The 12,889-nt window shown below is 69.4% G+C and carries 15 protein-coding genes, 1 pseudogene and 1 riboswitch; of the genes and pseudogenes, 13 read left to right on the plus strand and 3 right to left on the minus strand.

Annotation, left to right across the window (positions count from 1 at the left end; translation table 11 throughout):
- The first annotated feature begins 136 nt into the window (after positions 1-136).
- The 8 genes and pseudogenes from ispH (at position 137) to AC1U89_RS21530 (ending at position 7,192) form a co-directional block, all read left to right on the plus strand.
- A complete protein-coding gene (gene ispH, locus AC1U89_RS21495; protein WP_479901688.1) occupies positions 137-1,090 on the plus strand; it encodes a 4-hydroxy-3-methylbut-2-enyl diphosphate reductase in 954 nt (317 codons plus the stop codon).
- A 219-nt stretch (positions 1,091-1,309) separates the two neighbouring features.
- Positions 1,310-1,401: riboswitch (glycine riboswitch) on the plus strand.
- 140 nt (positions 1,402-1,541) lie between these two features.
- Positions 1,542-2,669 (plus strand): glycine cleavage system aminomethyltransferase GcvT, encoded by a 1,128-nt coding sequence (gcvT, locus tag AC1U89_RS21500; RefSeq protein WP_479901672.1) that lies wholly within the window; start codon positions 1,542-1,544, stop codon positions 2,667-2,669.
- Between the two features lie 19 nt (positions 2,670-2,688).
- Complete coding sequence (gene gcvH / locus AC1U89_RS21505) at positions 2,689-3,054, plus strand: glycine cleavage system protein GcvH (protein ID WP_479901673.1); 366 nt, start codon at positions 2,689-2,691, stop codon at positions 3,052-3,054.
- Between the two features lie 2 nt (positions 3,055-3,056).
- Positions 3,057-3,278: an HTH-like domain-containing protein gene (locus AC1U89_RS21510; protein WP_479901674.1), complete on the plus strand. Its 222-nt coding sequence runs from the start codon at positions 3,057-3,059 to the stop codon at positions 3,276-3,278.
- Between the two features lie 5 nt (positions 3,279-3,283).
- Positions 3,284-4,630 carry an aminomethyl-transferring glycine dehydrogenase subunit GcvPA gene (gene gcvPA, locus AC1U89_RS21515; protein ID WP_479901675.1) on the plus strand — a complete coding sequence of 449 codons (1,347 nt, stop codon included), beginning with the start codon at positions 3,284-3,286 and terminating at the stop codon, positions 4,628-4,630.
- On the plus strand, positions 4,627-6,201 hold the full coding sequence (gene gcvPB, locus AC1U89_RS21520) for an aminomethyl-transferring glycine dehydrogenase subunit GcvPB (RefSeq protein ID WP_479901676.1): 1,575 nt from the start codon (positions 4,627-4,629) through the stop codon (positions 6,199-6,201). The genes gcvPA and gcvPB overlap by 4 nt, the downstream gene beginning before the upstream one ends.
- 134 nt (positions 6,202-6,335) lie before the next feature.
- Positions 6,336-6,743 (plus strand): annotated as a pseudogene (locus tag AC1U89_RS21525) (hypothetical protein); the annotation flags it as partial.
- A 35-nt stretch (positions 6,744-6,778) separates the two neighbouring features.
- Positions 6,779-7,192 (plus strand): hypothetical protein, encoded by a 414-nt coding sequence (locus AC1U89_RS21530; RefSeq protein WP_479901689.1) that lies wholly within the window; start codon positions 6,779-6,781, stop codon positions 7,190-7,192.
- A gap of 147 nt (positions 7,193-7,339) precedes the next feature.
- On the opposite strand, the gene AC1U89_RS21535 is transcribed toward AC1U89_RS21530, so the two are convergent.
- Complete coding sequence (locus tag AC1U89_RS21535) at positions 7,340-8,134, minus strand: TSUP family transporter (RefSeq protein ID WP_479901677.1); 795 nt, start codon at positions 8,132-8,134, stop codon at positions 7,340-7,342.
- Positions 8,135-8,291: 157 nt separating this feature from the next.
- On the minus strand, positions 8,292-8,621 hold the full coding sequence (locus tag AC1U89_RS21540; RefSeq protein WP_479901678.1) for a DUF6481 family protein: 330 nt from the start codon (positions 8,619-8,621) through the stop codon (positions 8,292-8,294).
- Positions 8,622-9,033: 412 nt separating this feature from the next.
- Between AC1U89_RS21540 and AC1U89_RS21545 the strand changes: the two genes are divergently transcribed.
- From AC1U89_RS21545 to AC1U89_RS21565, 5 genes are all read left to right on the plus strand, one after another.
- A complete protein-coding gene (locus AC1U89_RS21545; protein ID WP_479901679.1) occupies positions 9,034-9,414 on the plus strand; it encodes an AtpZ/AtpI family protein in 381 nt (126 codons plus the stop codon).
- Between the two features lie 25 nt (positions 9,415-9,439).
- Positions 9,440-10,210 (plus strand): F0F1 ATP synthase subunit A, encoded by a 771-nt coding sequence (locus AC1U89_RS21550; RefSeq protein WP_479901690.1) that lies wholly within the window; start codon positions 9,440-9,442, stop codon positions 10,208-10,210.
- 50 nt (positions 10,211-10,260) lie between these two features.
- Positions 10,261-10,488, plus strand: a complete 228-nt coding sequence (locus AC1U89_RS21555; RefSeq protein ID WP_479901680.1) for a F0F1 ATP synthase subunit C — start codon at positions 10,261-10,263, stop codon at positions 10,486-10,488.
- Between the two features lie 104 nt (positions 10,489-10,592).
- Positions 10,593-11,129: a F0F1 ATP synthase subunit B family protein gene (locus AC1U89_RS21560; protein ID WP_479901681.1), complete on the plus strand. Its 537-nt coding sequence runs from the start codon at positions 10,593-10,595 to the stop codon at positions 11,127-11,129.
- Positions 11,130-11,139: 10 nt separating this feature from the next.
- On the plus strand, positions 11,140-11,649 hold the full coding sequence (locus AC1U89_RS21565) for a F0F1 ATP synthase subunit B (RefSeq protein WP_479901682.1): 510 nt from the start codon (positions 11,140-11,142) through the stop codon (positions 11,647-11,649).
- Between the two features lie 67 nt (positions 11,650-11,716).
- Here the strand turns inward: AC1U89_RS21565 and AC1U89_RS21570 are convergent.
- The coding region (locus AC1U89_RS21570) for a coiled-coil domain-containing protein (protein WP_479901683.1) at positions 11,717-12,889 on the minus strand (1,173 nt) is incomplete at its 5' end.

Here is a 12,889-nt window from a genome sequence, read left to right on the forward strand (position 1 = left end):
AAAGGCATATGCGTGACGTCGCAATGTACAGCAGGTTTCAACAGGATGCGGCGGACTTTTCGTCCAGGGGGCGGTCGGACGCTGGCGCGGGGGGCTCGGAACCCTTAGGTTCGGGGCCATKAACGCCCACTCGCCCATCCCCAGCCCCGGCCGCCGCGAAATCCGCGTGGTCCTGGCCAGTCCGCGCGGCTTCTGCGCCGGCGTCGACCGGGCGATCCAGATCGTCGAGCGGACGATCCAGAAGTTCGGCGCGCCGGTCTATGTGCGCCACGAGATCGTCCACAACCGCCACGTCGTCGACCGGCTGAAGGCCCTGGGCGCGGTGTTCATCGAGGAACTGGACGAGGCGCCCGATGACCGCCCCGTGGTGTTCTCGGCCCACGGCGTGCCCAAGACCGTGCCGGCCGCGGCCAAGGCCCGCGAGATGGTCTATCTGGACGCCACCTGCCCGCTGGTCTCCAAGGTCCACGTCGAGGCCCAGAAGCATTTCGACGCCGGGCGCGAGATCGTGCTGATCGGCCACGCCGGCCATCCCGAGGTGGTCGGCACCATGGGCCAGCTGCCCGAGGGCACCGTCACCCTGATCGAGGACATCGACGACGCCCGCGCCTGGGTCCCCAAGGACCCGGCCAACGTCGCCTTCCTCACCCAGACCACCCTGTCGGTCGACGACACCGCCKAGATGGTCGACCTGCTCAAGCAGCGCTTCCCGGGCATCGCCGCCCCGCACAAGGAGGACATCTGCTACGCCACCACCAACCGCCAGGAGGCGGTGAAGCTGCTGGCCGGCGCCTCGGAGCTGATCCTGGTGGTCGGGTCGAGGAACTCGTCCAACTCGGTGCGGCTGATGGAGGTGGGCAAGCGGGCCGGCGCCCGGGACGCCCGGCTGATCGACGACGCCCGAGGCATCGACTGGTCGTGGTTCGAGGGCGTGTCCCGCGTGGGCCTGACCGCCGGCGCCTCGGCCCCCGAGGACCTGGTCCAGGGGGTGATCGAGGCCCTGGCCACGCGCTACGACGTCACCGTCGAGGAACTGGTCGAGGCTCGCGAGACAGTGACCTTCAAACTGCCGCGCCTGCTGACGGCCTGAGGGCCGGCCGACACTCAACCGCCTCCTAACCGCTCGTCATTCCCGCCCTTGTGGCGGGAACCCCTCTGTCCGCCGCAAGGGCGGAAGGGTGGCGCGTCGGCGCGCCAATGCGCTTCACGCGCGGGCTGAACCAGGGGTTCCCGCCACAAGGGCGGGAATGACGGATCGAAGGGAGCGCCTTCCCCGTTGACTCCGCCCGCACCGTCGCCCAAACACGCCTCGACCCTCGCGGGAGACATCGGGATTCTCGTCCCGAGGCCGAAGGCGCAACCGCCCCGGAAACGCTCAGGCAAAAGGACCGCGCGGGTTTAGGAACGCTGGAAAGAGGCAGCCCGACAGGTCTGCCCGCCGAAGGAGCAAGGTTCAGCTGGCTGGACCGGAATCTCTCAGGTCAAAGGGACAGCGGGGGCGAGACCACCTGGCGAAAGCCGGGCGGCGTCGCCGACCCCGATTGGAGCCCAAAAGCGTGTCCGAACAAGACCTCAAGAAGACCCCGCTGTACGACGCGCACGTCGCGGCCGGCGCCCGCATGGTGCCGTTCGCCGGCTACCACATGCCGGTGCAGTACAAGGACGGGGTGCTGAAGGAGCACCTGTGGACCCGCGAGCACGCGGGCCTGTTCGACGTCTCGCACATGGGCCAGGCCCGGCTGCGCGGCGACAACCCCGCCAAGAGCTTCGAGAAGCTGGTCTCGGCCGACTACCAGAGCCTCAAGCCCGGCAAGCAGCGCTACGCCGTGCTGCTGAACGCCGAGGGCGGGGTGATCGACGACCTGATGACGGCGCGCCCCGACGACGACGGCCTGTTCATCGTCGTCAACGGCGCCTGCAAGGACAACGACTACGCGATCATCGCCGAGGCCCTGAAGGGCGAAGCGACGGTCCAGCGCCTGGAAGACCGCGCCCTGCTGGCCCTGCAGGGCCCCGAGGCCGCCGCCGTCCTGGCCGCCCACGTGCCCGAAGCGGCCAACATGGTGTTCATGGACAGCGCAGCCGTGACGGGCTTTGGGACCGACCTGATCATCTCGCGCTCTGGCTATACCGGCGAGGACGGCTACGAGATCTCGGTCCCCGCCACCGAAGCCACCCGGATCTGGAACACCCTGCTGGAGGATGAGCGGGTCAAGCCCATCGGCCTGGGCGCTCGCGACAGCCTGCGGCTGGAGGCCGGCCTGCCGCTGTACGGCCACGACATGGACGAGACGGTCTCGCCGATCGAGGCCGGCATGCCGTTCGCCGTCGGCAAGAGCCGCCGCGAGGCCGGCGACTATCCGGGCGCCGAGCGCATCGGCAAGGAACTGGCCGGCGACCTCAAGCGCGTGCGCGTCAATCTGAAGGTGCTGGAAGGCGCCCCGGCCCGCGAAGGCGCCGAGATCGCCGACGCCGACGGCAACGTGATCGGCAAGGTCACCAGCGGGGGCTTCGGCCCCAGTTTCGGCGGCGCCATCGCCATCGGCTTCGTTCCCCCGCAATTCGCGGTGGTCGGCGACACGCTGAAAGTCATCGTCCGGGGCAAGCCGGCGGCCGCCGAGGTCGTCGCCAGCCCGTTCGTCCCCACCCGCTACGTGCGCAAACCCTAGAGATCAGAGGGCCAAGACCATGAAGTTCACCAAGGACCATGAGTGGGTCGAAGTCGCCGGCGACATCGCCACCGTCGGCATCACCGCCTACGCCGCTGAGCAGCTGGGCGACGTGGTGTTCGTCGAGGTGCCGGAAGTCGGCAAGACCGTGAAGCAGGGCGACCAGCTGGCGGTGGTCGAGAGCGTCAAGGCCGCCTCGGACGTCTACGCCCCGGTGTCGGGCGAGGTGGTCGAGGCCAACGAGACGCTGGGCGACAGCCCCGAGACCGTCAACGCCCTGCCGGAAGCCGGCGGCTGGTTCGCCAAGGTCAAGCTCAGCAACGCCGCCGAGCTGGACGCCCTGATGGACCGCGACGCGTACGAAGCCTTCCTCGGCACGCTGTAGCGATGACGAATGAGCAGCTCGCCGCCGACCTCAAGGCCGCTCGCGAGCGAGCTGCCGAAGGAGAGCTCGCAGTCACTGTCCACCTGTTTGGAATTGAACGGGCTGATGAGCTGAAGGGGCGGAATCTCCGAGAGATCGCCACGCTTGCCGGCATTTCCCCCAACTACGGAACGGAGCTGAGCAAGGGCGTGAAGCTCGCTAGCTACGTCCAGCTCAAGAAGTAAAGATCATGCGCTACCTCCCCCTCACACCCGAAGATCGCGCCGACATGCTCGGCGTAATCGGCGCGGAGTCGATCGACGAGCTGTTCGTCGACGTCCCCGCCGTCGCCCGCCGCGCCCAGCCGGTGGACCTGCCGTTCCACGCCGGCGAGCTGGAGGTCGAGCGCGAGATGCTCAGCCTGTCGCGCCGCAACCGCGCGGCCTCGGAAGGTCCGTTCTTCGTGGGGGCGGGGGCCTATCGCCACCACGTGCCGGCCACGGTCGACCACATCATCCAGCGGTCGGAGTTCCTGACCAGCTACACGCCCTATCAGCCGGAAATCGCCCAGGGCACGCTGCAGGTGCTGTTCGAGTTCCAGACCCAGGTCGCGGCCCTGACCGGCATGGAAGTGGCCAACGCCTCGCTCTATGACGGCTCCACCGCCGCCGCAGAGGCGGTGATGATGGCCACCCGCGTCACCCGCCGGAACAAGGCGGTGCTGTCGGGCGGCGTCCACCCGCAATATGTCGGCACGGTCGAGACCCTGGCCCACGCCGCCGGCGTCGCCACCGACCGCCTGCCGGCCGCCGTCGACGCCGAGGACGCGGTGATCGCCGCCATCGACGCCGACACCGCCTGCGTGGTCGTCCAGACCCCGAACGTGTTCGGCACCGCCACCGACGTGACCAAGATCGCCGCCGCCGCCCAGGCCGCCGGCGCACTGCTGATCGTCGTGACCACCGAAGCCGTGTCCTACGGCCTGCTGAAGTCGCCCGGCGAGATGGGCGCCGACATCGTCGTGGCCGAGGGCCAGTCGATCGGCAACGGCCTGAACTTCGGCGGTCCCTATGTGGGCCTGTTCGCCTGCAAGGAAAAATACGTCCGCCAGGCGCCCGGCCGCCTCTGCGGCGAGACGGTCGACGCCGAGGGCCGCCGCGGCTTCGTCCTGACCCTGTCGACCCGCGAGCAGCACATCCGCCGCGACAAGGCCACGTCGAACATCTGCACCAACAGCGGCCTGTGCGCCCTGGCGTTCAGCATCCACATGAGCCTCTTGGGCGAGAAGGGCCTGCGCCGCCTGGCCCTGGTCAACCACCAGAAGGCCGTGAAGCTGCGCGACGCCCTGGCCGCCGTGCCGGGCGTGCAGGTGCTGACCCCGCGCTTCTTCAACGAGTTCGCGATCAAGGTCCCGGGCAACGCCGCCGAGCTGGTCGAGACCCTGGCCGCCAACGGCGTCATCGCCGGCGTGCCGTTCTCGCGCCTCGACCCGGCCGCCGGCCTCGACGACGTCCTGCTGGTCGCCGCCACCGAGACCACGCCCGACGGCGACATCGCCCTCTTCTCCAAGGCCCTGACCAAGGTGCTGGCCCAATGAGCATGAATTCCGTCGGACGCCCGACCCGTCCTGAAACCGCCACCGACGCCAACGACTACGTCCATCCCACCCTGACCGGGGCCCGCGGCCTGCTGCAGGACGAGGCGCTGATCTTCGAGCTGGACGCCTGGGACAAGACCGGCGTCGACCTGCCCGACGCTCCCGCGGCGGATGACCTGGGCGACCTGGTCCGCGCCTCGGCGATCGGCCTGCCGGGCCTGTCCGAGCCCGAGGCCGTGCGCCACTACGTGCGCCTGTCGCAGAAGAACCACGCCATCGACCTGGCGCTGTATCCGCTGGGCTCGTGCACGATGAAGCACAACCCGCGCCTGAACGAGAAGATGGCGCGCCTGCCGGGCTTCTCCGACATCCACCCGCTGCAGCCGCAGTCGACGGTGCAGGGCGCCATCGAGCTGATGGACCGCCTAGCGCATTGGCTCAAGACGCTGACCGGCATGCCGGCCGTCGCCCTGTCGCCCAAGGCGGGCGCCCACGGCGAGCTGTGCGGCCTGCTGGCCATCCGCGCCGCCCACGAGGCGGCCGGCAACGGCCATCGCAAGACCGTGCTGGCCCCGACCAGCGCCCACGGCACCAACCCGGCCACGGCGGCCTTCTGCGGCTACACCGTGGTCGAGATCGCCCAGACCGATGACGGTCGCGTGGACCTGGCGGACCTGGAGTCCAAGCTGGGCGACCACGTGGCCGCCATCATGGTCACCAACCCCAACACCTGCGGCCTGTTCGAGCGCGACGTGGTCGAGATCGCCCGCCTGACCCACGCGGCGGGGGCGTACTTCTACTGCGACGGCGCCAACTTCAACGCCATCGTCGGCCGGGTGCGTCCGGGCGACCTGGGCGTCGACGCCATGCACATCAACCTGCACAAGACCTTCTCCACCCCGCACGGCGGCGGCGGTCCGGGCGCGGGTCCGGTGGTGCTGTCGGCGGCCCTGGCCCCGTTCGCCCCCACCCCGTGGGTGGTCAGCCACGAGCATGGCTTCCACCTGGTGGAAGAGGCCAAGGGCCCCGCCGCCCAGGCCTTCGGCCGGATGAGCGCCTTCCACGGCCAGATGGGCATGTTCGTGCGGGCCTACGCCTACATGCTAAGCCACGGCGCCGACGGCCTGCGCCAGGTGGCCKAGGACGCGGTCCTGAACGCCAACTACATCAAGGCCCGCCTGTCGGACCTGATGAGCCCGGCCTTCCCGAACGGCCCGTGCATGCACGAGGCCCTGTTCGACGACGCCTGGCTGGAAGGCACCGGGGTGACCACGCTCGACTTCGCCAAGGCGATGATCGACGAGGGCTTCCACCCGATGACCATGTACTTCCCGCTGGTGGTCCACGGCGCGATGCTGATCGAGCCGACCGAGACCGAGAGCAAGCAGGAGCTGGACCGCTTCATCACCGCCCTGCGCGCCCTGGCCGGCGCGGCGAAGGCGGGCGAGGTCGAGCGCTTCAAAGGCGCCCCGTACCACGCGCCGCTCAAGCGCCTGGACGAGACCCTTGCCGCGCGTAAACCACGCTTGAGGTGGAAACCTGTGGCCGCCGCGCCACTGGCCGCCGAATAGGCGCCACACTCGCACGAAAGAGGAACGGGGCGCCTTTACGGAAGGGCGCCCCGTTCTCATATCGGGTTCTGTGAGCCGAGGAGGCCGGTCTTTCGCCGGGATCGAACGGACCACGGAAGCCGTTTCGCCCCGTTATGAACCTCGCCCTCGCCATGCCGCCCGTGCGTTTCTCCGTCGCCGATGAACTCGCCCGCGAGCTTCTCGGGCGGATTTCGCGCGTCGTTCTGGTGACGCTGGGCCTGATCCTGATCGTGGCGGGCTTTCTGATCGCACCGCTGCCTGGCCCCCTGGGCGTGCCGCTGACCGTGGCCGGCCTGATGCTGGTGCTGCGCAACTCGTTCCGGGCCCGCAAGCAGTTCGTGCGGTTCCAGCACGCGCACCCCAAGCTGCTGTTCCCCCTGCGCCGCCTGCTGCGCCGCGAGCCGGAGGTGTTCCCGGTCGCCTGGCAGCAGGTCCTGCGCATGGAGCGCCTGATCCTCCCGCGCCGCTGGCGCGTGGCCAAGCGCTGGCGCCAGTCCTTCAAGCGCTCGACGCTCAAGAAGCGGCCGTKAGCTCGACCGCCGAAACGCTCGCCAKACTGCCTTCGAGGCTCTACCGCCGCCGTCGCCGTCTGGCCCTCGTCCTGCGTGAAACCGCGGGCCGCGTCGCCCGCTGGGCGGCGCTGGCCTTCGGCGTGCTCGTGCTGCTGGCCGGGGTGGTGCTGACGCCGCTGCCGGGGCACCTGGGCCTGCCGCTGCTGGTCGTCGGCCTGATGATCGTGCTGCGCAACTCGTTCCAGGCCAAGCGCCGCTTCCTGCGCTGGCAGCGCCGCCATCCCAAGCTGATCTTCCCGATCCGCCGCCTGATGCGCCGCGAGCCCGAGATMATGCTGGTGGCCTGGCAGCAGCTGCTGCGCTCAGAGAAGCTGTTCCTGCGCAAGGCGAACTGGCGGGTGCTGAAGCGCGGGCGGAAGTACCTGCGGCGGCGCTGGCTGAAGAAGCAGCCGGCCTAGACCTTCTTCCCCCTCTGGGGGAGGAGGGCTGAAGGCCCKGAGGGGGCAAATGGTCGCCGTCGCCGCGCTAACCGTTTTGCATCCTGCCGCCCATCACTTGCCCACCTGACGGCGTCGCCGTCTGTCCGCTCCCATAGGGGGCGGACGCTAGCCGCCGAACAGCCCGACGACCGCGTGCCGGAGCGGGTTGGCCGGATCGCTCAGCAGCTTCACGGCCATGGCGCACGACATCACCACCAGCAGCGGTCGGATCAGCCGGGCGCCGAACCGCATGGCCAGGCGCGAGCCGACCTGCGCGCCCAGGAACGCCCCGGCGGCCATGACCAGCCCGATCGGCCAGATCACCGCGCCCTTCAGGATGAACAGCGACAGGCTGCCCAGGTTCGAGGCGGCGTTGGCCAGCTTGGTGTGGGCGGTGGCCTTCAGCGCGCCGTAGCCCAGCAGGGTGACGATGGCCACCATGTAGAAGGCCCCCGCCCCGGGGCCGAAGATCCCGTCGTAGAAGCCGATCAGCGGCGCGACGCAGAAGGCGAAGACCGGCACGGTCAGGCGGGGGTGCACGTCCTCGCCCTTCAGCCCCTTCGAGAACCCGAAATAGAGGGCGATGACGATCAGCAGGACCGGGACCAGGGCCGCCAGCACGCGCGGCGACAGCAGGCTGGCGCACAGGGCGCCGCAGAGGCCGGCGACGGCGGCCGCGCCGGCCACGGGCAGGGCGGTCTTCCAGTCGATCAGGCCGCGTCTCGCGAAGGCGCTGGTGGAGGAGATGGCGCTGACCGCGCCCTGCAGCTTGTTGGTGCCCAGGGCCGCGACGGGGTTCATGCCGGTCAGCAGCAGGGCCGGGACGGTCAGCAGACCGCCGCCGCCGGCGATGGCGTCGAACGCCCCGGCGATCGCGGCCACCGCGAACATCGTGGCCAGCAGGGCGAAATCGACGTGCATATGCTCAGAGCCTTCGCGTGGTCCGCGCCCAGAGCCCCTCTGGGGCTCCGGCCACTTAAAGGGAGCGTGGCGGTCGCCGAAACCGGCGACCACTTTCGGCTGCCACGCTCACAGACGGGCCCGGGACCACGCGTAGAGCAAGCGGTGGATCGTTGGATTACTTCTGGCGCGCCTTGCGGGCGGCGTACTTGGCGTCGCGGGCGGCCTTCTGCTCGGCGGCGGTCAGGGCCTTGCGCTCCTTGCGCTCGGCGCGCCTCTCGGCGAGAGCGGCCTCTTCCCGAGCCAGGATTTCCTGACGGGCGGCTTCCTTGATCGCGGCGCGCTCGGCGCGGACCCGTTCCAACTCGGCTTCGCGCTCGGCGTGGCGCTGCTCGAAATTGGGATCCTGAACGGTGGGCTTCACCTTCATCTTGGCCAGCATGGCCTTCTTGGCTTCGGCGGCGGCGGTGATGCGATCGGCGAAGCCGGTGTTCTTCAGATGCGACATGAATCTTCTGGTTGGTGGAAAGTGCGCTCCTAAGACCCCAAAACGCCGCGAAAAGCAATTGATCATCCCCGCCTGGGGCCTTGGGCAAATGGACACAGCGCGCGACGGGGCGGGGTGCGCGGACGGTCGTTTTCCACAGCGGGGCGTCCGACCCGAGCTTGGCCGCGGGTTCCGCGACGGAACCGGCCGCCCGGAACCCGCCGTCCGCCGCGACCGGCGATCACGTAAGGGCGCGCTGATTCCGACGCATGGCTCGAAAATCTCCAAAACCCGTTATAAAACCGATACTTGAGAGTATACCGGCCAACCTTGACGCACCGCAGCGCGCCCTATAGGTTCCGCCGCGATCAAGCCGGCCGGAAAACCGCCTCTATTGGGGCGGCCGCGGGCGTTTTCGGACCTGACCGCACCCATGCCCAAGGCCGACGAACCGAACGACAAGGCTCCGCAGAGCCTCGACGCTCGGATCGCCGCCTTCGAGGCGCGGAAAGCGGCGGAGCAGCCGGGGCGCGCCGAGCACGAGAAATCGTCCCAGGACGGCTATCGTCTCCTGGCGGATCTGATCGGGGGCGTTCTGGTGGGGCTCGGCTTCGGCTGGCTGCTCGACCGTTACGCCGGCACGGGGCCCTGGGGCATGGTCGGCGGTCTGCTGATCGGCATGGGGATCTCGATCTACACCATCGTCCGCAAGGCGATGAAACTGAGCGCGCAGGCGTCGGCCAAGGCCCCGGGGGCCACGGACGACGAGAACACKGGAGGCGGGTCCACCGCCCCCAAGCAGAAGAGAGACTAGGGCCTTGGCCACGCCGATCGACCCGATGCACCAGTTCATGATCCAAAAGATCGTGGAGCTGCCGTCCTTCACTGTCCCGGGCCTGGGCGTGATCGACATGTCGATCACCAATTCCGTCGCCGCCATGCTGCTGTCGGCGTTCCTGATCGTCACCTTCTACAGCTTCGCCGGCAAGGGCGCGGTGGTTCCCGGCCGCCTGCAGACCGTGGGCGAGATGCTCTATGGAATCGTCGACGGCCTGACGAGCTCGATCATCGGCCACGACGGCAAGAAGTACCTGCCCTTCGTCTTCGCCCTGTTCTCGTTCGTGCTGTTCGCCAACCTGCAGGGCATGCTGTTCGGCTGGACCGGCAACTTCCTGGGCTTCACCTCGACCTCGCAGCTGGCCGTGACCCTGACCCTGGGCCTGATGGTCATCCTGACGGTCATCGGCGTCGGCTTCGCCAAGAACGGCCTCAAGTTCTTCAAGCTGTTCGCCCCGTCGGGCGTGCCGCCGGTGCTCTACATCATCCTGGTGCCGATCGAGATCATCTCGTTCCTGATCCGCCCGATCACCCTGGCCCTCCGTCTGTTCGGCAACATGCTGGGCGGCCACGTGGTGCTGAAGATCTTCGCGACCTTCGTGGCCATCCTGCTGGCCATGACCCCGATCTACTGGCCGATCGGCATCCTGTCGCTGACCTCCGTCGTCGCCCTGACGGCCCTAGAGTTCATGGTGGCCTTCCTCCAGGCCTTCGTGTTCGCGGTGCTCACCTGCGTCTATCTGAACGACGTCGTGCACCTCGACAGCCACTGATCACCCTTTAGTCTATCAACCAACACAGTCTTCCCTAAGGAGTCTCAACAATGGACGCTTCCGCCGCTAAGTTCATCGGCGCCGGCCTGGCCATGCTCGGCATGATCGGMGCGGGCATCGGCCTCGGCATCATGTTCGGCAACTACTTCCAAGGCGYCCTGCGCAACCCGACCGCGGCCGCTCAAGAGCGCCCGATGCTGTTCCTGGGCATGGCTCTGACCGAAGCCCTGGGCATCTTCGCCCTGGTCATCGCCTTCCTGATCCTGTTCTCGAAGTGATAACCCTGGGGCGCGGCCGGTCCGGCGGACCGACGCGCCCCAGAACCGTTCTTCGAGCCCTTCCCGCGTTGGGGCGGGCTCCAAACTAAGAGGCTTCTTCGCCCATGGCGACGGAACATCAAGGCACGGTCGAGTCGACCGAGGCCCCCCACGGGCAGGAAAGCGGCGGGCTTCCCCAGCTGCAGTTCCAGCACTGGGGCGGCCAGATCGTCTGGCTCGTGCTCATCTTCGCCGTCCTCTACGCGGTTCTGTCCAAGGCGCTCCTGCCTCGGGTCAGCGGCGCGATCGAGACCCGCGGCGCCAAGATCGCCGGCGACATCGCCGACGCCCGTCGTCTGAAGGACGAAGCCGAGGCGCAGGCCCGCGCGGCCGCCGCCGAGGTGGCCGAGGCTCGCGCCAAGGCCCAGAAGACCGCGGCGGACGCCAAGGCCAAGGCTTCGGCCGAAGCCGCCGAACGCCAGGCGAAGGAAGAGGCCGTGCTGGCTGAAAAGCTCAGCGCCGCCGAAGCCCGCATCCAGGCCGCCCGCGACGGGGCCATGGGCCACGTCCGCGCGGTGGCCTCGGAAACGGCCGGCGCCATTGTCGAGAAGCTGACGGGCAAGGCGGCTTCGGCCGCCGAGCTCAAGGCCTCGCTGGCCTAAGGAGACGACGATGGAACACGAAGCCCTCTTCGATCTCGCCAACCCCGAGCTGTGGGTCCTGATCGGCCTGGCCCTGTTCATCGGCCTGCTGGTCGTGCTCAAGGTCCTGCCCGGCGCCCTGTTCAAGGCGCTGGACGCCCACGCCGAGAAGATCCAGGCCGAACTCGACGAGGCCCACCAGCTGCGGGAAGAGGCCCAGGCCCTGCTCGCCGAGGTGAAGGCTCAACGGGACGAGGCCGAACGCCAGGCCGCCGGCATGCTGGAAGCCGCCAAGGCCGACGCCGCGCTGATCGCGTCGGAAGCCAAGGCCAAGCTGGAAGAGCAGATCGCCCGCCGCGCCGAAATGGCCGAGCGCAAGATCGCCCAGGCCGAGGCCCAGGCCGCCGCCGACGTCAAGTCGGCCGCTGTCGACCTCGCCGCCCAGGCCGCCGAGCAGATTCTGGTCGCCCGTCTCGCGACCGGCGCCTCGGACGGCCTCGTCGACACGGCGATCGGCCAGGTCGGTTCGAAGCTGCAATAGCGGTTTCGGCCACGGCGAAAAGACGAAAGGCGCGCTCCGCGAGGGGCGCGCCTTTTTCTTTTGAAGCCTACTGCGCCGCGACCAGCTGCTCGGCGGTCGACAGGTCCACGCTGACCAGCTGGCTCACGCCGCGCTCGGCCATGGTCACGCCGAACAGGCGGTCCATCCGGCTCATGGTCACCGGGTTGTGGGTGATGGCGATGAAGCGCGTGCGGGTGCGGCGGCGCATCTCGTCCAGCATGTTGCAGTAGCGGTCGACGTTGGCGTCATCCAGCGGCGCGTCCACTTCGTCCAGCACGCAGATCGGGGCCGGGTTGGCCAGGAAGACGCCGAAGATCAGGGCGCTGGCGGTCAGGGCCTGCTCGCCGCCGCTCATCAGGCTCATGCTGGCCATGCGCTTGCCGGGCGGGCAGGCGAAGATCTCCAGGCCGGCCTCCAGCGGGTCGTCGCTCTCGATCAGCCGCAGCTCGGCCTGGCCGCCGCCGAACAGCGCCTGGAAGAGGGTCTGGAAGTGGGCGTTGATCACCTCGAACGCCGCCAGCAGGCGCTCGCGGCCCTCGGCGTTCAGCTCCTCGATGCCGGCCCGCAGCTTGCCCACCGCGCCCGACAGGTCGGCCCGCTCGGTGCGCATGGTCTCCAGGCGGGCGGCGTATTCGTTGGCCTCTTCCTCGGCGCGCAGGTTCACCGGGCCGATGGCGTCGCGCTCGCGTTCAAGCGCGAAGAGGTGGGCTTCTACGCCCGCGGCGTCCTTGGGCACGGCCACGGCCTCGCCGGCCACGTGGCGGCCCAGCTCCTCGGGCTCCATGCGGGCCTGTTCGCGGATGGCGCCGGCCACCTCGGCGAAGCGGTCGCGGGCCGCGTCCAGGGTGGCCACCAGGCCGGCGCGCTTCTCGCGGGCCTCCGAGGCGGCCTGTTCGGCGGCGCGGGCCGCGCGGTCGGCGTTGAGGCGGGCGGTCTCGGCGGCCTCCAGGGCGTCCGAGGCCTTGGACCGGCGATCCTCGGCGGCGGCGAACTGCTCGACGATCACGACCAGCTTCTCGGCCAGGACGGTCGGCGCCTCGCGGGCGGCCTCCAGGGCGGCGGCGGCCTTGACCCGGTCGGCGTCCAGGCTGGTCTCGCGCTTGGCCGAGGCCTCGCGGCGCTTGGTCCAGTCGGCGTGGTCGCGCTCCAGGCTCTCCAGGCGGCGCTGGCGGCCGGCGGTCTCGCGGGTCTCCTGGTCCAGGGCCGAGCGGGCGCCGGC

The sequence above is a fragment of the Caulobacter sp. 05T431 genome, from assembly GCF_056665975.1.